At 54.4% G+C, this 25,973-nt stretch carries 22 protein-coding genes; 8 read left to right on the plus strand and 14 right to left on the minus strand.

The genetic code is table 11. The features are described from left to right. The first annotated feature begins 503 nt into the window (after positions 1–503). Positions 504–923 (plus strand): acyl-CoA thioesterase, encoded by a 420-nt coding sequence (locus tag TH19_RS06660; RefSeq protein WP_114101574.1) that lies wholly within the window; start codon positions 504–506, stop codon positions 921–923. Positions 924–1,003: 80 nt separating this feature from the next. Here TH19_RS06660 and TH19_RS06665 read toward each other — a convergent pair whose 3' ends face one another. The 3 genes from TH19_RS06665 to TH19_RS06675 are packed head-to-tail and all read right to left on the minus strand — an operon-like array spanning position 1,004 to position 4,251. Beyond that, the gene (locus tag TH19_RS06665; RefSeq protein ID WP_114101575.1) at positions 1,004–2,557 is read right to left on the minus strand and encodes a DHA2 family efflux MFS transporter permease subunit; all 1,554 of its coding nucleotides are present in this window, start codon (positions 2,555–2,557) and stop codon (positions 1,004–1,006) included. Beyond that, positions 2,554–3,705, minus strand: coding sequence for an HlyD family secretion protein (locus TH19_RS06670; protein ID WP_114101576.1), 1,152 nt, complete (start codon positions 3,703–3,705; stop codon positions 2,554–2,556). Before TH19_RS06670 ends, TH19_RS06665 begins: the two co-directional genes overlap by 4 nt. Positions 3,706–3,723: 18 nt before the next feature. Next, positions 3,724–4,251, minus strand: coding sequence for a MarR family winged helix-turn-helix transcriptional regulator (locus TH19_RS06675; protein WP_114101577.1), 528 nt, complete (start codon positions 4,249–4,251; stop codon positions 3,724–3,726). Positions 4,252–4,494: 243 nt separating this feature from the next. Here TH19_RS06675 and TH19_RS06680 point away from each other — a divergent pair, with 243 nt between their 5' ends. After that, positions 4,495–6,141, plus strand: a complete 1,647-nt coding sequence (locus TH19_RS06680; protein WP_114101578.1) for a U32 family peptidase C-terminal domain-containing protein — start codon at positions 4,495–4,497, stop codon at positions 6,139–6,141. A 106-nt stretch (positions 6,142–6,247) separates the two neighbouring features. Here TH19_RS06680 and TH19_RS06685 read toward each other — a convergent pair whose 3' ends face one another. Together TH19_RS06685 and TH19_RS06690 are read right to left on the minus strand one after the other, a co-directional pair. Then, positions 6,248–7,750, minus strand: coding sequence for a SagB family peptide dehydrogenase (locus TH19_RS06685; RefSeq protein ID WP_114101579.1), 1,503 nt, complete (start codon positions 7,748–7,750; stop codon positions 6,248–6,250). Between the two features lie 6 nt (positions 7,751–7,756). Then, positions 7,757–10,033, minus strand: coding sequence for a TOMM precursor leader peptide-binding protein (locus tag TH19_RS06690; protein ID WP_114101580.1), 2,277 nt, complete (start codon positions 10,031–10,033; stop codon positions 7,757–7,759). A 336-nt stretch (positions 10,034–10,369) separates the two neighbouring features. Here TH19_RS06690 and TH19_RS22400 point away from each other — a divergent pair, with 336 nt between their 5' ends. Both TH19_RS22400 and TH19_RS06695 read left to right on the plus strand, forming a co-directional pair. Then, positions 10,370–10,798 (plus strand): hypothetical protein, encoded by a 429-nt coding sequence (locus tag TH19_RS22400; protein ID WP_147250722.1) that lies wholly within the window; start codon positions 10,370–10,372, stop codon positions 10,796–10,798. Between the two features lie 146 nt (positions 10,799–10,944). Then, complete coding sequence (locus TH19_RS06695) at positions 10,945–11,874, plus strand: GNAT family N-acetyltransferase (RefSeq protein ID WP_114101581.1); 930 nt, start codon at positions 10,945–10,947, stop codon at positions 11,872–11,874. A gap of 80 nt (positions 11,875–11,954) precedes the next feature. On the opposite strand, the gene TH19_RS06700 is transcribed toward TH19_RS06695, so the two are convergent. The 3 genes from TH19_RS06700 to TH19_RS06715 all read right to left on the minus strand — a co-directional run bounded on the left by TH19_RS06700 (position 11,955) and on the right by TH19_RS06715 (position 14,886). Next, entirely contained in the window at positions 11,955–12,548 is a 594-nt protein-coding gene (locus tag TH19_RS06700; protein WP_114101582.1) for a DedA family protein, read from the minus strand. Positions 12,549–13,237: 689 nt separating this feature from the next. Further along, positions 13,238–13,651: a DUF3830 family protein gene (locus TH19_RS06710; protein WP_114101584.1), complete on the minus strand. Its 414-nt coding sequence runs from the start codon at positions 13,649–13,651 to the stop codon at positions 13,238–13,240. 8 nt (positions 13,652–13,659) lie between these two features. Next, positions 13,660–14,886 (minus strand): ArsB/NhaD family transporter, encoded by a 1,227-nt coding sequence (locus TH19_RS06715; RefSeq protein ID WP_114101585.1) that lies wholly within the window; start codon positions 14,884–14,886, stop codon positions 13,660–13,662. Between the two features lie 394 nt (positions 14,887–15,280). Between TH19_RS06715 and TH19_RS06720 the strand changes: the two genes are divergently transcribed. From TH19_RS06720 to TH19_RS06740, 4 genes are all read left to right on the plus strand, one after another. Beyond that, entirely contained in the window at positions 15,281–15,658 is a 378-nt protein-coding gene (locus TH19_RS06720; protein ID WP_114101586.1) for a hypothetical protein, read from the plus strand. A gap of 169 nt (positions 15,659–15,827) precedes the next feature. Continuing rightward, positions 15,828–16,688: a GNAT family N-acetyltransferase gene (locus TH19_RS06725; protein WP_258547869.1), complete on the plus strand. Its 861-nt coding sequence runs from the start codon at positions 15,828–15,830 to the stop codon at positions 16,686–16,688. Positions 16,689–17,314: 626 nt separating this feature from the next. Then, positions 17,315–18,448: a type III PLP-dependent enzyme gene (locus TH19_RS06735; protein WP_114101589.1), complete on the plus strand. Its 1,134-nt coding sequence runs from the start codon at positions 17,315–17,317 to the stop codon at positions 18,446–18,448. Between the two features lie 23 nt (positions 18,449–18,471). Next, the gene (locus TH19_RS06740) at positions 18,472–18,978 is read left to right on the plus strand and encodes a GNAT family N-acetyltransferase (RefSeq protein ID WP_114101590.1); all 507 of its coding nucleotides are present in this window, start codon (positions 18,472–18,474) and stop codon (positions 18,976–18,978) included. 67 nt (positions 18,979–19,045) lie between these two features. On the opposite strand, the gene TH19_RS06745 is transcribed toward TH19_RS06740, so the two are convergent. The 6 genes from TH19_RS06745 to TH19_RS06770 form a co-directional block, all read right to left on the minus strand. Continuing rightward, positions 19,046–20,620, minus strand: a complete 1,575-nt coding sequence (locus tag TH19_RS06745; protein WP_114101852.1) for a YbaY family lipoprotein — start codon at positions 20,618–20,620, stop codon at positions 19,046–19,048. Positions 20,621–20,741: 121 nt separating this feature from the next. Further along, a complete protein-coding gene (locus tag TH19_RS06750; protein ID WP_114101591.1) occupies positions 20,742–21,842 on the minus strand; it encodes an ABC transporter ATP-binding protein in 1,101 nt (366 codons plus the stop codon). Position 21,843: 1 nt separating this feature from the next. Further along, a complete protein-coding gene (locus TH19_RS06755) occupies positions 21,844–22,890 on the minus strand; it encodes a carbohydrate kinase family protein (RefSeq protein WP_181846338.1) in 1,047 nt (348 codons plus the stop codon). A gap of 8 nt (positions 22,891–22,898) precedes the next feature. Continuing rightward, entirely contained in the window at positions 22,899–23,747 is an 849-nt protein-coding gene (locus TH19_RS06760) for a carbohydrate ABC transporter permease (protein WP_114101593.1), read from the minus strand. A gap of 2 nt (positions 23,748–23,749) precedes the next feature. Continuing rightward, complete coding sequence (locus TH19_RS06765) at positions 23,750–24,634, minus strand: carbohydrate ABC transporter permease (protein ID WP_181846339.1); 885 nt, start codon at positions 24,632–24,634, stop codon at positions 23,750–23,752. 90 nt (positions 24,635–24,724) lie between these two features. Continuing rightward, positions 24,725–25,963 carry an extracellular solute-binding protein gene (locus TH19_RS06770; RefSeq protein ID WP_114101594.1) on the minus strand — a complete coding sequence of 413 codons (1,239 nt, stop codon included), beginning with the start codon at positions 25,961–25,963 and terminating at the stop codon, positions 24,725–24,727. Between the last annotated feature and the right edge of the window lie 10 nt (positions 25,964–25,973).

The following is a 25,973-nucleotide window of genomic DNA, read 5'->3' on the forward strand; positions in this document are numbered from 1 at the left end:
GCGTCCTCTCCTGATGTCGTCGAGAGACAAAACAAGAATGCAAAAAACAGTCTGACCAGCGCGGGCACTGTGATCCCAAATAAGGATCAGGATGGATTTATGGCGTGCGCGGACGGGCGGGCCCGACCAACTCTGGGTCTTCCTGTTCTGAACATTCTTGGCGTATCCGTCCGGACATTGCCGGACTTTTCCCAGTATCTAATCTGTCGTGTGATTATAGTTTCGGGGTTATCCCCGGTTGATTACACGTACAGATGCCTCTCTCTGACATATACAGCATGTCCAATCCTGATCATTTGGTCAAGATTAAAAATCCGAATTCTTGTCCCGTTGTGAAAACGGCCTGCTTCCCCTTGTAAACCGCCATATTTCAACTTCGGCCAACATCGGCTTTGCCAATGACCGGCGTTGTCCATCGCATTGATTTGGCAATATTTTGCACTGGCTTTAGTCGAACGAACTAAAGTAACGTTACGTCATCAACCCATTTCGGATCGTGCCAGATGACTTCAAAAGATACTGCAACGGACACCCTTCCTGATCGTCAACCTTCGGTTCGGGCCGTTGCCATGCCGGCTGATACCAACCCCAGCGGTGATATCTTTGGTGGCTGGTTGATGTCGCAAATGGACTTGGCCGCAGGCACGGCCGCGGCACGCCGCGCCAAGGGAAGAACCGCCACGGTATTTGTCGATACTATGTCGTTCCTGCGCCCGGTGCATGTCGGTGACGAAGTATCGTTCTTTACCGAAATCATCCATACCGGCCGCACATCGCTTCGCATCAATGTCGAAGCCTGGCGTCAGACCCGGTTCGAAGAAACATCGGAAAAAGTGACCGAAGGCGTCTTTACCTTTGTCGCACTCGACGAAGACGGCCGCCCGCGCCCGATTGACCCGGACCCCGAAGGCGCGACAGCCTGAACCACCCTTTACCACCCTGAACAACAAAAACGCCCGCAAACCATCACTTGCGGGCGTTTTGTTTTGGAAAACCGGGAACGCTATTCCATGACTTCCATATGTTCGTCTTTGGACGGTTTGGCGCGTTTGGGCCCCTGCATCAACAACAGCAACGGCACCACGGCAATCACGATCCACATCATCGCCTGAAAATCGTTGAGATAGGCAATAGTGCTGGCCTGTGAGGTGACGACCTTGTTCAGCATCACCGCCCCGGTTTGCGTTTGCCAATCCCAGATATCGGGCAGCCACGGACTTTGCAGGGCCATGCGGAACGGTGTCAGCTTTTCGGCCAGACTTGCATGCACGACCTGGGTATTCTGGGTCAGCATGGTGGTCATTACCGAAATGCCGATACTGGACCCGATATTGCGCATCAGGCTGAACATTGCCGTGCCTTCGGTCCGGTAATGCGGGTTTAGTGTCGCAAAGGTAATCGTACTAAGCGGCACGAAAATGAAACCAAGCCCGATCCCCTGAATGATGCCGGTTCGGATAATCACATACTCGCTGACATCAGTGGTAAAGCCGATCATCTCGTAAAGCGACAAGGCCGTCATAAACAGGCCAAACAGGATCAAAAGACGGGTATCAACCCGCCCGACCAACCGCCCGACCATCATCATGGCGATCATGGTACCAATGCCACGCGGCGCAAGCAACATGCCCGCCGTCACCACCGGATATCCCATTAGGTTTTGCAAGAATGGCGGCAACAATGCCAAAGTCGCCAACAACACCACCCCGACCACAAAGATGAAGAGCAGCCCGACGACGAAGTTCCGGTCGGTAAACAGGCCCGGCTCAAGGAACGGGTTCCGTGCGGTGAACATATGGACGATGAACATATAAAGGCACACCGCAGCCAGGGCCGTTTCAATGATGATTTCCCAGGATGCAAACCAGTTCTGGCTTTCACCCCGGTCAAGCATCATCTGAAGCGCCCCGATCGACAGGCTAAGTAACGCAAAACCGAACCAGTCGAATGACAGACCGGGCCTTTTGTCGGTTTCGGGCACAAAGGTCATGATGCCAAAAAGCGCCATCAAACCGATAGGCAAATTGATGTAAAACACCCAGCGCCAGTTATAAAACTCGGTCAGATAACCGCCCAGTGTCGGGCCCAAAATCGGCCCCAACATCACGCCCATCCCCCACATCGCCATGGCAGAGCCGTGCTTTTCTTTTGGGTAGGTATCAAGCAACACCGCCTGCGACAACGGCACAAGCCCCGCCCCGAACGCGCCCTGCAACAGACGGAACGCCACCATTTCCGGCAAGGATACCGCCGCCCCGCACAGCATGGAGGCAATGGTAAACCCGGTAACCGAGACCAGAAACAGCTTCTTGCGACCAAATCGCGCGGCAAGGAAGCCGGTCGGCGGCGTCATGATGGCGGCCGCCACGATATAGGATGTCAGAACCCAGGAAATCTGATCCTGGGTTGCTGCCATATTGCCCTGCATATGGGGCAAGGCAACGTTGGCAATGGTGGTGTCGAGCGCCTGCATAATGGTTGCAAGCATGATCGAAACGGTGGTCAGACCGCGCTCAAGCGGCGTTGTCTCGCTGGCCGCCGTGGCGGCAGCACTCATTGCGAAACTCCGGCAATTTCAGTACCGGCTTCGGCCTGATTGATCCCGACCCATGACATCATCGCAGCCGCAAATGCCGGCACCTTGCGTTGATGGTGGGTATCGATTTCGACTTCGGTACTCATACCCGCACGCAGTTCAGGCAAATCGCCATGGGTGTCGATGGCAATACGCACAGGCACGCGCTGTACCACTTTGACCCAGTTGCCCGTCGCATTCTGGGCCGGGATCACGGAAAATTCCGCGCCGGTCGCCGGTGCCACCGAATGCACGACACCATGCCAAACCATATCGGGATAGGCATCAACCGAAATTTCGGCCTTTTGCCCCGGCTTAAGATGGGTCAGTTCGACTTCCTTGAAATTGGCGTCGATCCACTGAACATCACTTGATACCAGACTTGCCATCGCCGAACCGGCTTTGACATAGGCCCCTTCTTCGGGCTTGTTGCTTAGTACGCCATTAAACGGTGCAATGATTTCGGTATGCTTCAGATCAAGCTCTGCACGGGCCAGATCAAATTTCGCCTGCTGATATTGCGGCAGATTTTCAATCGGTGTTTCAACATCCCCGCCCAGCTTGGACAGGGTCGTTTTCATTGCCCGCCGATCAAGGACAATGCGTTGCTTGGCGGCCAGAAGGGTGTTCTGAGCTTCATCAAGGGTGGCCTGCGATGCCACATTGTTTTTGCGCAATGCCTGCTGACGATCAAATTTCTTCTGGGCAAAATCGAGATTGATCTTGGCCAGTTCAAGACTGCCTGCCAGTTCTTCATAGCTGTGACGCAGGGCGTCGACTTCCTGCTCCACCGCGGCCAGATTGGCATGGGCGCGTTCAACAGCGATCTGATAGGGACGCGGATCGATGCGGAACAGCACGTCGCCCTTGTGGACCTGCTGGTTTTCTTCGACCAGAATTTCCGTGACCGGCCCATCGATCTCGGGCGCGATGGCAACCATGTCTGCATGAACATAGGCGTTCTCGGTGCTAACAAACCGCCCGCCCGTGTAATACCAGTAGGCCCCACCGACTACGACGGCAAGCGGCCCTGCCATCAGCAGAACCGGACGCAACCAGCGCTTTTTGGGCTTTGACACAGGATTTTCGTTCGCTGCCGACGGGGCAGCATTCTGATTTTGATCTGACATGATGTTCGGGGCCTTGATTTATGCGTTCTCTGAGCTGGCTGGCTTTGCCGTCTTGGCATTGGACGGGATGCAGTCGGGAATGGCGGCGTCACTCGGCTTTCCACCCGGCTCAACAGCAATCAGGTTTTCGTGCATCTGGCGAAGCAGTGAAACCAGCATATGCTGCATCTCGGGCGTGATCCCGGCCATGGCTTCTTCACGGGCGGCGGCGGCAACCACAAAGATGCGATCAAGCAACGGTGTGGCGGCATCGGTCGCAAAAAGCTGAAATGCCCGACGGTCATCAGGATCGGCCCGACGTTCCACCAGCCCTTCCTCGACCAATTTGTCGATCAGACGTGCGGTCGTGATCGGCTGAATTTCAAGCATCTCGGCCAAGCTTACCTGCCGGATACCTTCATTGCGCGCCACATATACCAGTGCCTGCATCTGGGCCTGGGTCAGGCCGAACTCGTCTGCGTGACGCATAAAGTTGCGCCGCATCAGACGGGTAACGTCCTTCATCAAAAAGCCGATATTCTGTTTGGGATCGCTAGATTGTGGCATTTGCCAGCTCAGTCAAAGTCGCATGGTTGATATATAATAAGCAATGTATACTATATCACTCAGGTGACTTCAAGTCAGTTGACGCCACCCCGCCCTGCACGCACGGCATGGCTGCTGATCATCGGGGTATCTATGCAAGCAGGGTCAAATATGCGATTTTAATCGGCACAGGCAGCAGGCTGTGATAGAAGCCGCGCCAGAGAGATTTCCCGCAGACGACCAAATAGAAAAGACCCGCAAGTGATGAGTGATCAATCGCGCCGTTCCGAATTGCTGATGCCAGCAGGTTCGCTCGAAAAACTGAAAGTGGCTGTGCTGTATGGTGCAGACGCCGTTTACATGGGCACGCCGGACCTGTCATTGCGGGTCAAAAGCCAGATGTCGCTTGAAGACGTGGTCGAGGGCATTGAATTTGCCCACAGCCACGGTGTTCGCGTTTATCTGACGCTGAACCTGTTTTCGCACAACAAGGATATCGACAAACTGCCGGAATATGTCGATACGGTGCGCAAATGCATGCCCGATGGCCTGATCGTTGCCGATCCGGGCGTTTTCATGTTTGTGCGCGAACATGCCCCGGAACTTGATTTACATGTGTCGACCCAGGCCAATGTTTGTTCCTGGCAGTCGGTCAAATTCTGGCAAAGCATCGGCGCCAAGCTTGTGGTGCTCGGCCGCGAGGTTTCCTATGCCGAACTGACCGAAATCCGCGAAAAATGCCAGGACATCAAGATCGAGGCATTTGTGCATGGTTCGATGTGCATGACCTATTCCGGTCGTTGCCTTCTGTCGAACTTCATGGCCGAACGCGGTGCGAACCAGGGTGCGTGTGCAAACTCGTGCCGCTGGAAATACAAAGTCCACATGAAGCTTAAGGACGGCACGGTCAAGGAACTGCACCTGACCGAAGAAAACCTCGAAATGTTTGACTTCTTCCTTGAAGAAGACATGCGTCCGGGCGAACTGATGGAAATTCAGGAAGACGAACGTGGTTCCTATATCCTGAACTCGCGCGATCTTTGCATCATGCCGAAGCTTGAAGATTACCTCAAAATCGGTGTCGACAGCCTCAAGGTCGAAGGCCGTGGCAAAAGCCCCTATTACGCAGGCCTCGTTGCCCGTGCGTACCGCATGGCAATTGATGACTGGTACAAGGACCCGGAAAACTGGTCTGCCGAAGAATATATGAAGGAACTGGCAACCATTCCGAACCGGGGTTACACCCTGGCCTTCCATGATGGCCGCCTGACCAACTACGCGCACGGCTATGACAGCAACACCAACGTATCCGATTGGGAATTTGCCGGAATGATCGAGGAAGTCGAAGACGACGCCTTTATCATGTCGGTCAAAAACCGCATGCTGCCCGGTGACGTGATTGAAATCGTCCCGCCGCGTTCGCGTCAGACCATTTTCATCCGCATGTATGAATTCATCGATGCCAAAACCGGCAAGGTCGGCGAAGCGGTTCATGCCAACACCCATCCGCGCATCCGTCTTCCGTTCTCGCTGTTTGAACAGGAAGACCCGGAATTCATGCGTCGCGAAATCGTCCCGATGACCATCGTGCGCAAGGAAAAAGCCCTTTCGGAAGATGAATGGCAACGCCTGAAACTTGATCAGGAAGGCCACAAGATCGAAATGGGCAAAGGCAACGAAGACCGCTACGACGCCAAACGCGAAGCCCTTCAGACCGCCCTTGATGACCGCCAGAAAGAACGTTCATTCCGCACCCCGCGCGTCGGCACCAAGGGTTGCTGTGGCCGTGGGTGCAACGGCTGCCTGATCTTCTGGCACGATGACACCTATGCCAAGGCCCGCGAAATCCTTGCCAAACGCAAACAGGGCGAGATGCTTGAAAAAGACGGCAAGACGATTGCCGCGGAATAGGCATTCTTCAAACTGCTGATCACTCAAAACCGCCGGATAACCCCGGCGGTTTTTTTGTTTGGCCCAGCAAACCCAAAGCGACCACCTCCGATCACTTCAGCCTGGATCAGTGATAGGATTTCTTGATCGGCGGGCCATTGAGGATGAATTCGCCAATCGCAGTTTCATGTTCGACGCCAAGACCGGTGGCAAGTGCAAAAAGCGCACTATCGCCGCTTCCGGTAGCACAGGGTGATAGCCCCATTTCAGTTGCCACCAGATAGAACGCCTCCATCATCACCCCGGCATTAAGCAGCGACAGCCGATAACAAAGATTCTGGTACTTCCAGCCAAGGCGTGGCATCCGGCTTGCCATCACGATCAGACTATCGGGCAACTTGGAACCAAGACCCGTGGCATTACAGGCCACACCGAGAATGGCTTTGCGCACCTGTTCGCGGGCAGGCAGCGCATAAAGCGCATGTTCCACCCCCTGGTAATGATAGATGCCGGGTTTCAAACCATCACAGCGATTGATAACCAGATAGATTTCGATCTCGTGGATCGCGCCCCCGGCCGGGACCGGACGTTCCAGTAAATCCTGCAACTCAACGCCTTTGATATGTTTGCGGGTGGCAACAGTCCGCCACAAAAACCCGCCCAGACCATCAAGCGTTAAAGGGCGTGCGCCCGGCTCACGAATGGATTTGCGCGCGTCCATCACCTCATAAAGTGACTGATGTCCGGGCACTGCATCCGATGAATAGTCATCCGGACGTGGCAACGCGATCTTGTCGGCCGACATTGGTGCCTTGATCGCGGGCGGCGATGGGACTTTATCTTTGAACTGATAGGTCGCGCCAATCGTTCTCTGCCCCAGAAAACTGCGGGACCGGGCATGAAACAACCGTTCATGAAATTCCCAGCTTTGACGTTCGAAACTGTCAAGCGAACGGCTTTGCAAAAAGCCGAACCGCCAAAGAAAATGCCAGAAACCGGGATAGACCAGCTTTTCCTCGTCGCTTGGGTTCCGGTCACTCCCGTGATGCGGACCGTCAAATATGTAGGGCAGCAACCCGCCACCATCAGGGCCAAGCACCAAGCGCACACCGATCTCACAGTTTTCAAGAACCGTCTTGCCGTTTTCGCGCTGGACAAAGGCAAAGCGCGAAATTTCCGCACCGTCGGGCACCGCCCCTATGACAAGGGGCGTATAGTAAAGCCGCGACCCTGATTCGATATGACACAACGGCACATCAGCAGATTTGTCCGGGCAATACCACCACTGCAAAGCCTGAACCTTGGCCAGCTCATGCAACAACTGGTCGGCCTTTTGCCGAACCTCTTCGGCTTTCAGTTCCGGGCAAATCTCACCAACCTGCTCGCAAAGTGTCGTCACTACCACGCCATGATTGCCAACCCAGGCCGAGACCAAATCGACAAATCGGGGATCCGACCAGCCGGTTGCGTGGTCATAAAGTGTCGGCTCGTCGCCAAAGGCCGTCTTCAACACCATGCGCCCGCTGGTGTCATCAAATGTGACCGCCCGAACATGGGGCGCAAGCCCGACACCAAGATAGGGGTCAGAAGACGCAAAAAATTCAGAACCCGTCGATGCAATCATGGTCATGACGCCTCACAGGAAGAAAGCCAAGGGGTGGAGATCATCATAGCTGTGGGGATGATCAAGCACCCCCATCTTGACGGGTGCATCAAACAAACGCCCCGGCGCACGGCGGTTCCAGAAATGACGCAACCCCGGCACCACAACACGAACACAGGAAAGCGGCAGGTCCTGGCGACTATAATCGACAACAATGGTATCGAACCCTTCCTCTGCCATCCGGTCGACACAGAATTGGACCGCCTGATCAATTGTATCAAAGCCTGCGCTTGGAAGATCATCGACCGACTTTTCCGTACCGGCCCCGACAATATAGGGGTGATCCGCAAGATTTTCGTTTGCCAGCCATGTCGTCATGGCATCTTCCATCCCGCCCTTGTCCTGGATCGCTGAGGGTTCGATATCATCATGCATCAAAATCTGATTGAGTTCGGTCAGGGCACGCAAAGCGGCAATACGCCCGTCAAGATGCGATCCGAAACCAAGCAATATGCGGCTGCCATCCTGTTTGGCTGATGCAGCAATCATCACCGGAATCCCCAGATCGGTGGTCAGATCAATCACCCAGAACGTGCGTCCCAGTGACTGATAATGGGCCTGCATTTTGGCAACGAACGCATCATCAAGCCCGTCTAGCGAAACACGCCTCGGCACCAGACGGTTATACCACCAGATCGAAATCGCATCACGTTCAACCAGTTCAAGGAAACCCTGCAGGATTGCTTCTTCGATGCTGCCGCCCGTCGCACAGCCATTTGAATCTGCTGCGCAGAAATCATGATCACCGGGCGCATCACCCCGATATTCGTAATAGCAGAACCGGGTCGGCACCCAGCGCGGCGCATGATCCCGCAGTGACCAGGCCGGGGTCCAGTCAATCACCGCTGTCTCGTCAAACGGTTCGGGAATGCGGGCCATCACGGTGGCATTCTGGTTCAGGCTTTCGCGGTTCTGATATTGCTGCGCGGCATAGTCCAGAAGTGACGCGGGATGCGGGGCATGTTCGCGATTGTCCTGCCAGCTCGCCTGATGGCGGGGTTCGGAGCCCGACCATTGCGCGCCATAGCGTTCAACGGCCTCGGCCAGACAACTGATCTTGGCCTGCTCGTCACTCAGCCCCTTGCCCGCTGCTCCGCCCGGGCGACCAAGCGAGCGATTCTGACGCGGATCAATCGACATCCGTCGCCCTTGCGAGGCGGAATAGACATGCAGCCCCTCTCCCAGATCGGCCTTGTGCAGATGACCAACAATACCGGTCAGGGGGCTGACAATCGGTTCCAGTCTGGCCAAGGCCTGTTCGGGGGTCAGCACCCGCCAGCCGCCATCTGCCCCATCCTGATTTTTGATCCGCGACAGGGTGATCGGGCGATGCATCTGATCGGGTGTTTGCGGGCCTGATTGCGGCATATGTTCGGGGCAATCGGTAAATAGCGGCACACCATGCTGTTCATTTACCCCATCGCTTAACGACCAGACCTGCAACTTTGTGCGCAGATCATCGCACTGGCCAAAACTCAGACGCACCGTATCAAGTACGACGCGACCGAATGCCACCGCCAGACTGGCTTTGGTAAAGGCCCGGGCCGGACGGGCGCCTTCTGGCGATGCCGGGGCCACTGTATCGCCCTGACGATGTTCAGCCAGTCGTCTTGCCAGACAGAAATAACAATTTCCCGCACCGCCATCGGCCCCAATGACCGGCCCGAACCATGCGCTTAATCCACCAGGCTTGAACGGCACCCATGCCATTTTGCGTTTGGCTGCCATGCGGGCGAAATCCGAAAGTGCCGGTTGCAGATAATCTTCGGTCAGAACAATGGTCAGATTGGCATTTTTAAAATCGGTAATGCTGAAGCCTTGCGCCATAAGCATCGCAGCCAGTTCGGATGCTTGCACCGATCCCGCTGCCCCATCGCGACCCAGCCCGACAACCGCAAGCTTGATCGACTGGGCAAAGCTTTCACATTCGTCAGGTTGCAAGGCATTGGCGCTCCAATATGCAGATCGGGCATGATCCGCCCATGGATCAATCGCAACGACATAGCCCCGCTTACGCATATGCGCGATCATCTCGGATATATCCGCAGGCGGAATGCGATCACCGAGCCCGGCGATAATTTCCTGCTCGCGCAGACGTCCATCAAGATAGGGGAACAAAATCCCGTATCTTTCGCCATTCAGGCGAAAGCTTTGGGTTTCCGACAGCAGCAAATAAGTGTGATTGCCAATTGCGTGCAGGGTGAAATGCGGGGCAATCGCAAGGTATTTCTGATCGTCCACCATTGTCATTCTTCCCCGCAAGTATTGTTATTCCCGCTCAGATATCTGATCAGGTTGCCCTGCCTTGCATCATTTATGCAATAGTAAAAAATAACCAAATATCAATGCACAATCGGAAAACTGCGCAATCTGCGTTGCACAGAATATTAGACATATGTTAGCGTCTTTTTCGCGCTAAAAGTTTGCGACACCAAGAATAAATAAGGGCCCCAAGCAATGCGTCGGGCAACCTTGGTTCACATATGGCGTTCTTTGAAATTCGTACTGCTTATTTCTGTTTCCGAGGCAACCCGGGCATAGCCAGCACGACTGATATCTGGCAACCGGTTTCAGGAGTATCTGGATATGACACAGGAAAATCGCGCTGTCGGATCACTGCCGACACCAGCTTTCCTTCGCCTGTTTGACGATGATCACGTCAGCGACAACAATCTGGCTCTAAACCACCCGCCCGCTCCGGGGCAGTGTATTACCACCCTGCAGCCGGAAAGTGCCGATATCAGCGACAGCAATCTGGCTTTAAGTCACCCGCCTGCTCCGTGCCAGTGTATTTGCACCTTGCTGCCGGAAAATGCCGATAGAGACGACGGTATCGATCTGACCACATCTCCTTATCCTGCTGGGCCGTCCTTGTGTTTCCGTCCTGGCAAAGATGAACTGTCTGTTCAGTTTGACGACCTTGATCTAAGCGCACCGCCTCCCGGCTTTCACACGCAGAGCTGCGCATGTGGTCTGGGGTGTGTTTCACCGGTCACTCAAAAGTCTGAAGCCTGACGCTTAGTGCGCCGCTTCCGGGTGGTCCGAAGCCATGCTAACCCGCATCAGGCCAACTCCAGACATCTGCGGCGCAAAAAACCATATCAATTTACGCTATGTTCTGCCCTTCAACGGGTAGAACATAGCCACCCTATTGCGACACCATGACGGATACAAAATTGCCTCTGCATATCGCGCAATATGATCCCGCCACGATGGAAGGCCCCTTTCGCGCTTTGCTGGGCCGGTGGGGTGTCCTTGAACAAAGCTCTCCATTTTACGATTACTGGCAACCGATCCTAAAGGACCACCGCACGGTTCTTGACGATCTGGTCATGGCTTTTGATGGTGAGGCCGTGATTGGTCTGGCACAGGTCAATTGGCGCCCAACACTTGATAACAAGGCACGCTCGGTCACCTATTTCATAAATGCCGACCAACCCAAAGAGCAGGTCGCCCGTGCGATCAAACAGCATCTCGATATAATCCTGGCCAAGCGCGGCCTGACAACACAGGTCGCTTTCAGCCCCCCTGAATATGCCGACTATAATGCCTTTTACGAGCAGATCGGCTTTGTTCATCGTGCCGAATATGATTCGATGCGCATGATCTGGGATGGCGGTGATTACACAAAGACCGCCGTCGCAGGACTTAGCATCCATCATTATGACCACGATCATCCCGACCCGGTGATCGAGGCTGAACTGGCCACCATGTTTAATCGCACATTTGCCAATGAACCGGCCTGTGCTGACCTTGAAGGCAAAGACATTCGCAAACTGTCGGTCCATGGCGGCATGTGGTTTGCGTATGCCCGCGAACAGGCAACCGGGACAATCGTTGCCTATGCCGAATGCGGCGTAGATGGACTGTTCTCTGCGATTTCTGTCATCCGTCCCTATTGGGGCAAGGGTGTTGCAGAATGGCTCGCCGCCCATTGCATGGATCATTTCAGGGCAAACGGGATCGACAAGCTCTGGAGCCTTGTACGCACCCGCAATGCCGCATCAATCCGGTTGCACGAACGGATGGGCTGGAAACGCGATGGCGACGGAGTTTACCGGTACTTTTTTTCTCAGATCGAGCAGGCCTGATCAGCAACCCCACAGTCCCTGCAACAGCACAAAGCCCGAAGACAAAAACGGCAGCCCGTGCGGCTGCCGTTTTTCTTTGATTACTTGATCGCCTTTTCGGCCTGCTGTTCCAGTTTGTCGATCCGTTTAAGCCCGAACCAGCCAAGCCCAAGGAAAACAATCAGCAAGACCGGGCTTAACAGCGTCAGATTGCGTTCAAGCAGTTCCGACATCCCTTCGCCCAGAACATAACCCAGCGCAAAGTAAATCCCGATCCACATCAGGATCGATGCGATGCTGAGCGGCAGAAAACGCATGAACGACATCGAACTCATGCCGACCGGAAACACGCTGATTGATCTGATGGTGTTGGGATAACGGCAGAGCAGGATATAGGCGACACCATAATGCTCGAACAAACGCATGGTTTTGCCCATCCAGTTTGAAAGCGCATCAGGCAGCTTGCGCACAATCGCATCGCCATATTTACGCCCCAGCCAGAACCGCAACATATCGCCAACAAAGGCCCCGGACAGCATCGCCACCATGGACGGCCCCAGCAACAGGCTTTCAGACACCACAAAAACGCCGACAAAAACCGGCAGAATGCTGGCCTTACTCACGCAATAGGTAAAGATCAGGCTATAGACCAGTTGCTGGTGATCCTGAATCCACAGATTGATTGTCTCGAACACGGCTATCCCGTCCAATTACTCAAATAAAAGATGTTTTGTAGGACAAGCGCAAGGTTGATACGAGTGTTTGACATCACACTTACTCCACACATCTAGTTTTCCACAGGAGTCACCAACAAACACACATTTTTTCAATCATTGATTGAGACAATTACCTGCACTAAATTTCAGATTAGCCGTGGAGCTCGAAACTGTTCTGAGGAAAAACAAAGTATGCGTCCTGATATTCCCAACCTAAGAACTTGGCCCCGGAACTTGAGCGCTATGAGAGGTGGCGGTTTATCAACCGCTCAAGGAGGCGGGATGTCGGCCGCGCGTTACGGTGGCGCCTCAACCTTACAATATGGCGGTTTGTCGACATTGAAATACGGGGGAATGTCTACTCTGCAATATGGGGGACTCTCGACTCTGAAATATGGTGGGCTATCGACACTTAGATACGGAGGACTATCCACGCTACAGTATGGTGGCCTCTCCACTTTGAAATACGGTGGTCTATCGTCTCTAGAAGGCGGCGGAATGTCGACCTCGTCTTCAAACGTATATCGAAGCAATATACCGCCTTGGCCTTATTTCGTTCGAGAGCTCGAAGCACGAGGTTTTCAGCAAGCCTCTGATTTGATCAGGCAATACTTGCCTGATCAATTTTGGCCTGAGAATTTTTTCGGTTATTGAGTCCTGATGCACAATTAGCGCAACTCAAACCGCACCGGCTGGGCACCTTCCCACAGGGTCATTTTGCCAAGCTTTTCAAGGTCCTCATGATTACTGGTCACTGTGATGAAATGGTTACCGGCAAGCTGGCCGACCTTGGAGGCGAAATGCACCCCGCCATAGGCCAGCAGGATTTCGGTTTCGCTGATGCCGCCGGGATACAGGATGATCTGCCCCGGTGCCGGGAAGCTGGTGTGGTTTTCATACCCCACACCGAACTGATAATCACCAAGCGGCATCCAGACACCTTCGCCGCTCCAGCGGACATGAACCGCTTTGCTTTCGAACGGCATCCGGTCAAGAAACGCCTTGCAGGTTTTGGGGGCCTTTTCCGTTTCAAGCACGCCATCAAAGGTAAACGGGCCAGCGGTAATTTTAATCTTGGTCATTTTGGGTCCTATGAAATCAGGGTCATCCAGCCCAGTGCCATTACAAGACTGATCAAGGTGATCGGCACGCCAAGGCGCGCATAGTCTGTAAATGAAATCACCGTTCCGGCCTTTGCGGCCTGTTCAACGGCGATGATATTGGCGACCGAGCCGACAATCAGAAAATTACCCGACAATGTGCTGAAAACCGCAAGCCCATGCAACATGCTTTGTGACCAGTCGGGCCCAAGCGACAGCAACATCATGACAAGCGGCACATTGCCAATAGTGTTTGACCCGACAAGCGACACGCCAACCAGAATACCGGGTTGATCAATCCCAAAGGTGCTAAGCATATCGTGAAAGAACTTGGCGATAACGTCATCACCCGACATCGCGCCTGTAACAATGAACAGACCACAAAACAGCGCCAGCAAATGCCAGTCTACCCGGCCAAGAACCTGATCTGTACCAAGCTTGCGACTTAGCAACAGCATCGCAACGATCAGCAAACACCAAAGGGCGCGTTCTTCGACCAGAATAAAGATCAGGATCACGGCAATGGTTGCCGCCAACGCCTTGCTCAGTATCGGACGATCAAGGGAAACCGATATTGCATCCGAACCGGGAACGGCGTGACTGACAACCCGCAGCGCGTTGCGCGTCATCGGGCTATAGATCAGAACCGCATAAACCACCAAAAGACCGATCAGGGCCGGAACCCCACAGGCAACAAGGAATTCAACGAAATCCAGTTGACCGAATTCGGCAATCATCAGGTTTTGCGGATTGCCGATCAGGGTCGCGGCCGATGCGGCATTGGCCGCACAGGCCACCGCGATGACAAATGGTTTGGGATCAAGCCCGCGTGCGACAACCCCCTGTATCAGGATCGGCGTCACGGCCCAAACCACAACATCATTGGTCATGACCGCCGACAAAGCGCCGCAAATGGCAATCACCCCGGCCAAAAGGCCACGCGGCCCTAAATCAAGATGGGAAATACGATTACCGAGCCAGTCAAAAAAGCCACTTGCCGCATATTGCGATGACAGCACCATCAGGGTTAGCAAAACCGACAAGGTGGCAAAATCGATGGATGCCAGGGCCTGTTGCCCGTCAATCGCCCCGGCCAGCAACAGAACCAATGCCCCGATCACGGCGATACCTGTGCGATTGATTGCAAGTCCCGGCCAACGGCCCAGCGCCATGCCGAAATAGACCCCCGCAAAGACAGTAACGATCAGCCAGTCCAATTTGGAATATCCAGTACTTGTCTACACCGACACCCTGCGCACTATGTAACGCCAACAAATCTCGCAAGCACGCGCATTTTTTGGGCTGCTCGCTTATTCTTCCAGCCCGGTTACACTTTGTTTCCAGAGAGTTCCAAAATCCGTTGAACGTAAGAAACCCTGATTTCCAGATCGCAACATCATTACCGCCTAATTCCACAGACAATAGTTAACCCGTGATTGCATATCGCTTGCCGGTAATGTAGTGTTTTGCACGAACCGGATACCGGAAAAAACAGAAGAATCATGACGTTTCGGCACAACCAACCGTTTTGAACGCATATCGGTATAATGGTTGATGTCGGGTCTTGCGTCTCCACAGATCGCTAACATCGATATCAGGAGTATCAGGGATATGACAAACAAGCGCCTGACCGCCGGATCAGTTCCGTCGCCAGCATTCTTCCGCCTTGCCAATGACGAGGATCGCCAGCTTTCGACCTCGCACCCCAAAAGCATTGTTTCATTCGCGCACACCGATGAAGAACTTGGCGCATTTCCCGGCCCGCGCCCGGGTGGAGCGTTCTGTGGTTTCCACACACCGCCTGAAACCAAAACGTCGTCAAAGACAGACAGTCAGGACTGCTATGACGAGGAAATCGGTCTTTCGGGCTATCCCATTCCCTGTCAGGGTGGGCACGCGCCGTGCCTTATCTCTTCGGATGAGGACTTGGACATTGCGACGCATCAGATGCAGCAATGCTTTGGCTGCCAACCCGGTGGTGGTGTCTAAGGTCCGTCAAAGTAAGTTAAGGAACTAAAATTCCGGTGCGATTGCCGATATCGGCAATCGCATTTTTCTTGTCCTTTGCCCCATAGAGATACCCGTAATGCGATCCAGCCCTTCCCGGTTTGCGGCAATGCTAACCGTTACGGAATATAACCCGTCGACGATGCGAGATATGCTGTATCACACGCTTGCGGAATGGGGTCTGACCAATCCCCGGTCAGATTATTACAATTTTTGGCAATCCATCCTGAATGACCCGTTCGAACGCCTTAGTGCAATGGTCCTTGCCATCCATAATGACCATTGCATCGGGATCGGCTTTGCACATTGGCGTCCCTACTTTTTTGACGGCTGTCGAAGCGTTGTCTTCATGGTTGCACCCGCCTATCGCAATCGGGGGGTGGGCGATGTCCTTAAAGACGGGATGGACCGCGTTTTTCGACAACACGGTCTGACACATCAATATGCACTGGTCCTGCCGGAAGACGCCGAACTCATCCCATTTCTGGAACGTTGCGGGTTTATGGAAAATCTAAGCGAGCGCAGCTTTCGTTACTGCTGGGATGGGGGCCATTATTCCTACACACCTGTACCGGGCCTGAGCCTTCATCATTTTGACCGCGACCATTTTGATCCCGAGATTGCCAGCGATCTGGCCGATTTTTACAACCGCGCCTACATTACCGAGCATGTTCATCCCACTGTCACCGGCGACCTGATCGCGAAGTTGATCAAGACGGACAATACATGGATGATTATTGCCCGCGACGATGTCACCGGGCAAATTGCCGCCTGTACTGAATGTACGGATTTCGGAATGTTTTCCGGCATTGCTGTCTTGCGGCCATGGTGGGGAACCGGACTTGCCAAATGGATCACCGGTTACGCGCTGGATCAATTCCAAGAAATGGGGATCAAACCTCTTTGGTCGATGGTTCGTGAAAAAAACGCCGCATCGATACGACTTCACAAAAGTGTGGGGTCATATGAAAACGGAAGTTGCAGGCATTTCATCTCCGCGGTCCCGAACTGAGGCCCTGCTACGACTCACACATGTGGAACCACTCCCTCAACGCCCGTACAACACGTCCCCGGTTCATCCACCCAGCCCCTTGCGCGTCTGTTTCTGACCTGACATGAAACGCCACACGGGCCCCCGGATATGCACAAATTGCAATGCCCCATACCAAAATGCGGGAACTCATATTCTTGCAAATCAAAAACACGGCCTTTTGAGCCATTTTTTGCGTTGCGGTATCGGTTATTCGACGATCCTGCGATTGTTTCATGACAAAAGGGATGAAAATTTCACTTGCGCGGGAAAAGCAACAGGCGTAAATCCCGGCTTGCCCAAAGTCGCACGTGCCTGTGGTGGTCCTGCTTACTGGAACCCTGTAGGACTTACTTAAAGCAACGACGGTGTAGGGCTTTTTTGGTCTCAGGTGGCGTCCAAATCCACCGACACTAAAGAGGCACACCATCATTGCCCACGTGCGGAACGGGAAATCCCCATTCCATAGCGAGGCAGACTTAACTCGCAGTTCCGGTTGGCCCCGGAGCTTATCAGCACGCAGGTAGTCCGCGTCACGCGCCTCCACCGCGCCCATACGCATCAGGTACCGGCACGCTGCCATATTCGTGGAATGGGAGAACGCCCCAATGGCAACTCAGCGTATTATTGATTTTCTCGCACAGAACCGACCGGAAGGCCCGTGCCTTGTTGTTGACCTCGATGTTGTTCAGCGCAACTACGAGACCTTTACCCGTGCGCTTCCTGACTCCCGCATTTTCTATGCGGTCAAAGCGAACCCGGCCCCGGAAGTTCTGAGCCTGCTTGCCGATCTTGGCAGCAACTTCGACACCGCATCCGTGCCCGAAATCGAAATGGCGATGGCCGCTGGTGCCAGCCCGGACCGTATTTCGTTTGGCAACACCATCAAAAAAGAACGCGACATTGCGCGCGCTTATGAAATGGGTGTTCGCCTGTTCGCCGTTGATTGCGTCGAAGAAGTCGAAAAAATTGCCCGTGTTGCGCCTGCTTCGCGTGTCTTCTGCCGCATCCTGACCGATGGCGTTGGTGCAGAATGGCCGCTGTCGCGCAAATTCGGTTGCGCACCATCCATGGCACTCGAAGTTCTTGAACATGCCAATCACATGGGCCTGGATGCCTATGGCGTGTCGTTCCACGTTGGTTCGCAGCAGTGCAACCTTGACGCCTGGAACACTGCCCTTGCAGAAGCATCTTCGATCTTCCGTACCTTGGCTGACAAAGGCATCGTTCTGCGCATGGTCAATATGGGCGGCGGTTTCCCGACCCGTTACCTGCGTGACGTTCCGGCGACCGAAGCTTACGGCTCGGCCATCATTGACGCGCTTCACACCCACTTTGGCAACCACATGCCCGAAACCATTATCGAACCGGGCCGTGGCATGGTTGGTGATGCGGGCGTGATCAAAGCCGAAGTCGTACTGATTTCGCGCAAACACGAAGATGATCCGGTGCGCTGGGTTTACCTCGATATCGGTAAATTCGGTGGCCTTGCCGAAACCATGGACGAAGCAATCCGTTATCCGATCACGACCATTCATGACGGTGGCGATGTTGCTCCTTGCGTTCTGGCTGGTCCGACCTGTGACTCTGCCGACGTGCTCTACGAGAAAAAACCTTATGACCTTCCGGTCGCACTGACCATCGGTGACGAGGTTCTGATCGAAGCAACCGGCGCCTATACCACCACTTACGCATCTGTGGCGTTTAACGGCTTCTCGCCGCTGACCGCCTATATCATCTGACCCCATTCGGGAAAGATACATCAGTGATCACGATTGATCGCGAAGGCCGCTTTGACCACGTCGAACGTGAAAAGCTGCTTGATCGCGTCATGGGTCAGGCGCGGTTTCAGAAATCTTCTGAAATCCTGCGCCGTGATAGACTTCCGGCGGACGGTCTTGCGTTTGTCGCCCACGATGGCAAACAAATGATCGGCACTGTCCGGTTGTGGAATGTCAATGCCGGTAACAGCGGAAGCGCGCTGTTGCTGGGTCCGCTGGCCGTTGAAAAGGTCTATAGCGGATCGGGCGTTGGTGCCGGTCTGGTTTACGCAGCCCTTAACGCTGCGCAATCTGCCGGGCACCGTTCGGTTCTTCTTGTCGGGGACCCGGAATATTACGCACGCTTTGGCTTCCAGGCAGCGCCTGCCAGCGGGCTTTTGATGCCCGGCCATTTTGATCGCCACCGGTTCCAGGCGATCAATCTTGGCAACGAAGATGTCCTGAGTGGCGCGCACGGCATGTTACATGCCACTGGCCAGCGCGCACATTAAAAACAAAGCCCCGCATCACCTGCGGGGCTTTGTCATTTAAGGCCATATTCTTTTGGCTCTCTGCTTCTCAGCAGGTCTTTTGCGACAGCCAGCCAACAAACGTCCCGCCCTGCTCCAGCCGTTCGTGACTGAAACATTTACCCCCCGGATAGGCTCCGCTTGCCGGGGTAAAGCGAACATCATCTTCGCCGGGCAGAATGTTGGTGGTGGTTTCAACCAGTTCGGTATGGACCGTACCAAGCCCGTCGGCCGGAACAAGACAGTCATAGCGCCCGCCATTGCCGTTGACCGTACGCACACCAACCATGCCATGGTTCATCGGCCATGCTTTTAACACAGACACCAGATCACCGGGATTCTCGGCAAGGCAGGCGGTGATTGCCGGCTGCAAATCTTCGAAATATTCGGTCCAGATGCCTTTGTTGGCGGCCTTAAGTTCGGTCACTTTGACAACCGGGAAATTGCCCGGTGCCAGCGCCAGACTGACAGGGTTTGCCGAAACGGCACAATGAACATCGCCCGACGGTGCCAGCCACACAGCATCCTGTCCCTTGCCGCGCAGCTCATAGACCTCGTTGCTGTATCCATATCCCGAACCGGTCCGAATGCGCGACAGTGACAAGGGTTCACGCCCCGGGAATTCGACAATGGCGCGATCAATGCGATTTTCAAAGGTCACGAAAAACCGGCTTTTATCATCACAGACAAAGAATTTGGCACCGGCAAGTTCGGTGGGATCGGTCGGATCTGTATTCATCTGGGCCAGCATGGCGTCAATGCGGCTGAGTGCAACTTTGCTTTGGGCAAGGGCACCGCTGATTTCATGTTCATCAGGGGTGCTTTGCGCACCATTGACGGTCTTGGTTCCTGAAGAAAAGCGCCCTTGTGCAAAGTCAAGCTGCAAGCTGTAATGAAGCGGCTTGTCGCCCTGTGCCCCGCCATAATTTACCCGCGTGGCATCTTCGGCAAACCGCAGCAACTGGTTGTTGCGGTAATAGATTTTGACGGTCGATTTACCATAATCGCCAAGGTCGCGATGCTCGTCGACCATCATCGGTTCCCCATCTGGCGAAACATATGCCTTGTAGGTCACGGTATGATCGCTTGCGGCATACTGACCGGGGATCACACGCATATCGGGCAAGCGGGTCTCGATTGCCGCAATGTCGCGCGAAATGTCGCTGCCATCGGTTTTGCGCGCCCCGTCCGACTGCGTTCGGGTAATCGGACGCACCAGAACTTCGACATTGCTTGGCGCATCGCGGGTCAGAACCGGATAGGACTGATCATTGCGGAACAACAGATCATCATTGGCATTGACGATCTTTGCCTCGATCACATAGGTCATCCGCGGATCGATTTTCGATGCGTCATAGGGCAAAACAAACGCCATCGGCGGGTTTGAAACCGGTTGACGCAGGGATGCTATTTCGATCGATGGTGCATCGGCACGCGACACATCAAGCAACCGCACAACCAGGAACGTGGTATCGGGCGACAAGGCAATGCGTTCGCGATACACAACCGTACCGGTCACACTGGTGCTGCTGGTTTGAAGGGCGGCACAGCCCGACAAGATCGTCACCATGCCAATGGAAAAGAACGCCCTTACCCACATTTTCGTGGACGATATTATCTTCATTTTGACCCCGGCTTGCTCGTATTTTTGGATTGTGCGTTGATCAGTGCACAATGTTGCCGCCAAAAATACTTAAAACCAAGGCCAAAAAGGGGCAAAGGACGTTAATTGCTTATAAAAGCCGTCAAGCTGCCTTGGCCGCCCCCTGATCCAGACGCACACCGTCCTTGTCAAACAGATGCCAGTTATCCGCATCGGCAATCGTCAGTGCCAGGGCATCGCCGATCGACACCCGGACAATCCCCGCCAAACGGACATTGATATCAATCTGTGCCGGATTGCCGATACCGCAATGAAGCTGCACAAAGGTATCCGATCCCAAATGTTCAACCGACAGAACCGTACCCTTAAGGGCCGCCTGTGCCGGATCATCACACAGCACCAGATGTTCGGGACGCGCCCCGACGGTCAGTTTCTGGTTGGCGCTGACATGATCGCCGATCACGACGGCCTGCCCCGATGGCATGATCACCCGCCCGGTTTCATCACTGTGTGCTTCCCAGAAATTCATCTTGGGCGACCCGATAAAGCCCGCAACGAACTGGTTGGCCGGATTAAGATAAAGATCAAGTGGCGATCCAACCTGTTCGACAATCCCGTCACGCAGCACCACAATACGGTCTGCCATGGTCATGGCTTCAACCTGATCATGGGTAACGTAAATCATGGTCGCCCCAAGTTCGCGGTGCAGACGGGCCAGCTCCATGCGCATATCCACACGCAGGGCCGCATCAAGGTTTGAAAGCGGTTCATCAAGCAAAATGATCTTGGGATCACGCGCAAGCGCACGGCCAATCGCCACACGCTGACGCTGCCCGCCTGAAAGCTGTTTGGGGGTGCGATCAAACAGATGCAACAATTGCAAGACATCGCCAATTTCACGCGCCTTGGCTTCGATATCGGCCTTTGACCAGCCCGCCATCTTAAGCGGGAAGCCGATATTTTCCCCGACCGTCATATGCGGATAAAGCGCATAGGATTGAAACACCATGGCAATATCACGATCCGACGCCGGAAGATGATCGACGCGCTTGTCACCCAGATGAATTTCACCGGCTGTAATTTCTTCAAGCCCGGAAATCATGCGCAGTAATGTGGATTTGCCACAGCCCGACGGCCCGACAAAAACCACCAGCTCCCCGTCCTTGATCGACAGGTCAACGCCCTTGATGATGTCGGCTGCACCGAACGACTTTGTGACATTGAACAAAGATACAGACGACATTTCAGCTATTCTCCAAACGGTCAAACGTCATGATTTCTTCGCCGGTCGGCAATTGGGCGGTCAGAACCGCTGCGACATCGGGGCAAAGATCGGAAATTTCGGGATATCGGCGCGGCTTGCTGGCAATCGCCTTGCCTGCCACCTCGATCCCCGCACGCAAGGCATCGGAAAGACCGGCCTGATTTTGCAAGGCCATCAGGAAGCCGGCATTAAAGCAATCACCGGCCCCGACCGTATCCACAACATCAATGGTGCCCCGCACCGGGGCATGATGAACCCGACCATTGGCAAAGGCCGTTGCGCCGTCCGCACCGCGCTTGACCACGATGACGGCATTTTCCGGCAGCTTGACCGCAATTTTTGCCAGATATGTTTCGATATCACCGGCAAATTCCGCGGCTGTAATGCCCAGAATTCCGGCGGCCTCGGCATCATTGATCAAAAGGATATCCACATATCCCAACCAGCTTTCAAGATGGGCCTGGACATCATCACTCCATCCCCCGGTCGGCCATGCGGTATCAAGGGCGACAATCGCACCCTTGTCGTGAAGTTCCTGCATCAGACTGGCGCAATCGGGCACCAGACCGGGCATCAGGAACGACCCGACAAACAATGCAATCGCCCCGTCGACACGGGTTTCGGCCAGCATTTCACGCACCATCGCGGCATCAAAGATCGAACTGTGTCCTTCGTTTGAAAGAAACGTCCGTTCCTTGTCGGGATGGGTCAGGCCAAAGGTCACAGATGTAATGGTGTCACTGCGATGCCAGTGATCGGCAAGCGGTCCGAACTGGTCGCACAACCAGTCGCCCATCGCGTCCTTGCCGACATTGACGACAATATGCTGGTGGGCATCAAGGGCCTGAAGGGCAGCACCGAAATTGCCGCATCCCCCGCCAATCCGCATTTCATAATCGGGATAGACGGTCTCGGTGCCCGGTTGCGGCCAATGGGCAACCGGGCCCATCAGCTGATCGACATTGATCGTGCCAATAGAGATGATCGGGCGCGACGGATCAGGGCGAATACCCAAGCTTGATTTCATCACGATATTCATCCCTTCACACTGCCGCTGGCCAGCCCCGAAACAAGGGTTTTCTGCATAAAGAAGGCCAGAACCACCGGGGGTACAGCGGCCAGAATGCCCGCCGCCGAAATCAGCCCGTAATCCGCCACACGCCCGGCTGCCAGATCGGCAATTGCAACGGTGATGGTCTTGGCGCGGATGTCATTGGTGAACAAAAGCCCGTAGAAAAATTCATCCCATGCCAGCAACACCGCCATCATCACCGCCGCCCCAAGGGCTGGCCGGGCAATCGGCAGGATCACATACCAGATGGCCTGCAACCTGTTGGCACCATCAATGATCGGCGCTTCATCAAGATCGCCCGGAATGGTGTCAAAGTTGCTTTTGAGAAGCCATGTCGTGAATGGCAACAGGATCGAGCAATAAACAATGATCAGGGCAAAGTGGGTATTAAGAAGCCCAAGCGCACTCATCACCGTATAAAGCGGCAGAACAATTGCCACAGGCGGCAACATAAAGATCGCGATCACCGCATAAAGCAGGTTCTTGCGCCGCGGTCCGGGCAAGCGGGAAAAGCTGTAAGCAGCCGGAATGGCGGCAATGATCGAAAGACCGGTCGCGCAAAAGGCAATGATGATGCTGTTGCGGATACCATACAGGAAACTGGCCGACGGGCTGTTTTCGGCAAACACCAAAAGACTGCGATAATTTTCAAAAGTCGGCTCGTCCGGCCACCATTGCAGCGGCAAGGTGGTCAGATGGGTCGAGGAGCTGATGCTCATGATAAACAGCCACAAAACCGGAACCGCAATCACGGTGGCAAGCAACAACGCCCCCAGATAGATGCAGATCTTTTTTGTCAGGGATGCTTTCATAATCACACCTCCCCCTGCTTGCGGATCAGATACATATATCCGGCAATAAGACAGGCACTTATCAGAACAACAATCAGCGCATAGGACGCCCCGGAACCGACGCGCATATAGGCGAATGCTTCCTGATAGACATAGAAACTGACGGTCTTGGTACTGCTGGCCGGACCGCCGCGGGTCATGACATAGACAATATCAAACACCTTGAAGGCCTCGATGGTGCGCAAAACAAGCGCGACACTCAGCGGCCCCAGAATGGCCGGAAGGGTAATGCGCCAGAAACGGTTCCACACGCCTGCCCCGTCAAGGGTTGCGGCTTCGTACAGGTCCTTTGGCACGGTCTGAAGGGCGGCAAGCGCAATCAGGGCAACCAGTGGGAAGTTTTTCCAGACATCGGCCAGAATGACCATATCAAGGGCCGTTGCCGGATCACCCAGCCAGGACCGATAAGCATCCAGCATCCCGATCTGAACCAGCAAGGCATTCAGCGCCCCGAAATCCGGGTTATAGATCAGCCGCCACATCATGGCATTGACCACCGTCGGCAGCGCAAGCGGCAAAATCAGCATGGCGCGCAACAGGGTCCGCCCGGCAAAGGCTTCGTTCAGCAACAGTGCAACCAGAACACCGATCACCATTTCAGCACCGACAGAAATCACGGCGAAATAGGTGGTGTGCCAGATGGCTTCGAGAAATTTTGAAGAAGACAGCGCACGCGCATAATTGTCCAAACCGACAAAGATGCTGGTGACATCAGGCGCAATCAGCTTTGCCCCGGTCAGGCTGTAATAGATGGTTTTGATCAGCGGGTAGCCACTGACCCCGACGATGATCACGATCATCGGGGTCAGCAAAAGCCACGCCGTCACCGTTTTACGATAGGAAATCATAGCGGTGTATTCGGCTCCGGGTTTGAGCCCGAACAAGCATGGAGAAGGTTCACACACGTCCGGGCTCTGGATCAAAAAACGCTTTCGCGCTTACTGCATGTCCGAGATGGCTTCTGCGGCATTGTTCAGCGCATCCGCAGGTGTAACCGAACCAAGCATCGCATTCTGAAGGGCTTCTTGCAGAACAGATGATGCTTCCTGATAGGATGCCATGGTCGGACGCGGTGCCATAACTGCAAGGCTGGTTTTGGCCGCTTCGACAAACGGTTCCTGACCTTTGATCACGTCCGGGTTGGAATAGGATGCTTCCCATACCGGCAGGCTGAGTTTGGCGAATTTATCCTGAACTTTCTGCGAGGTCAGGAATTCGATATATTTCCAGGCTTCTTCCTTGTTGGCACTTTTGGTCGGAATACCAAGACCCATCGAACCGTTCACAGCCGATGCCTTTGATACACCTTCGGCACCCGGTGCCGGTGCGATACCAACCTTGCCTGCGACCTGGCTTTCGGCCGGATCATTGGCAAGATTATACATGTAACCCCAGTTCAGGGCGAAGGCGGCCTGACCGCTCGAGAAGACACGACGAACGTCTTCTTCAAGATATTCACGGGAATTCGGGTTGGTCAGACCGTCATCAAGGGTGCCAACCATATATTCAAGCGCCTTCAGGCCACCACCGGTATTGAAGGCCGGTTTGCCATCGGCATCAAGGAATTCACCGCCCATGCCCGACAGGATGGTGGTGTAATCACAAATGGCGGCTTCGGACTGCGACCAGGACCAGACCAGCGGATGTTCGACAATGCCCTTTTCCTTGATGGCTGCAGCCTGTGCACGCAGTTCTTCCCAGGTTGCAGGCGGGTTATCGAAACCGGCGGCTTTCAGCATGTCCTTGTTATAGAACAGGAACTTGGTATCTGCGATCCACGGCATGCCGTAAAACGCGCCGTCATATTTCACAGTGGTCCAGGCACCATCAAGAATGCCTGCGCGGGTTTTGTCATCGATGCGCGCGCTGACATCTTCAAGCAGCTGATACTGTGCGAATTCTGCCGGCCAGATCACGTCATAAAGCACGACGTCATAGCCATTGGCGCTTTGCGACAGAACGATTTTGTCATGCAGGGCTTCGTACGGAACCAGTTCGGCATTGACCTTGATGCCCGGATTGGCGGCCTCGAACTCGGCCGTCATGTTGCGAATGTCATCTTCGCTATAAGCAGCTTGCGCCATGAAAAGCGCGTTAAGGGTCACGTCCGCATGCGCGGCCCCGGATGCGGCAAGCACACCTATTGCGGCACCTGTCATGAGATTCTTGATATTCATGATTTATATC

It is taken from the genome of Thalassospira profundimaris (assembly GCF_003326675.1).
Lineage (GTDB): Bacteria > Pseudomonadota > Alphaproteobacteria > Rhodospirillales > Thalassospiraceae > Thalassospira > Thalassospira aquimaris.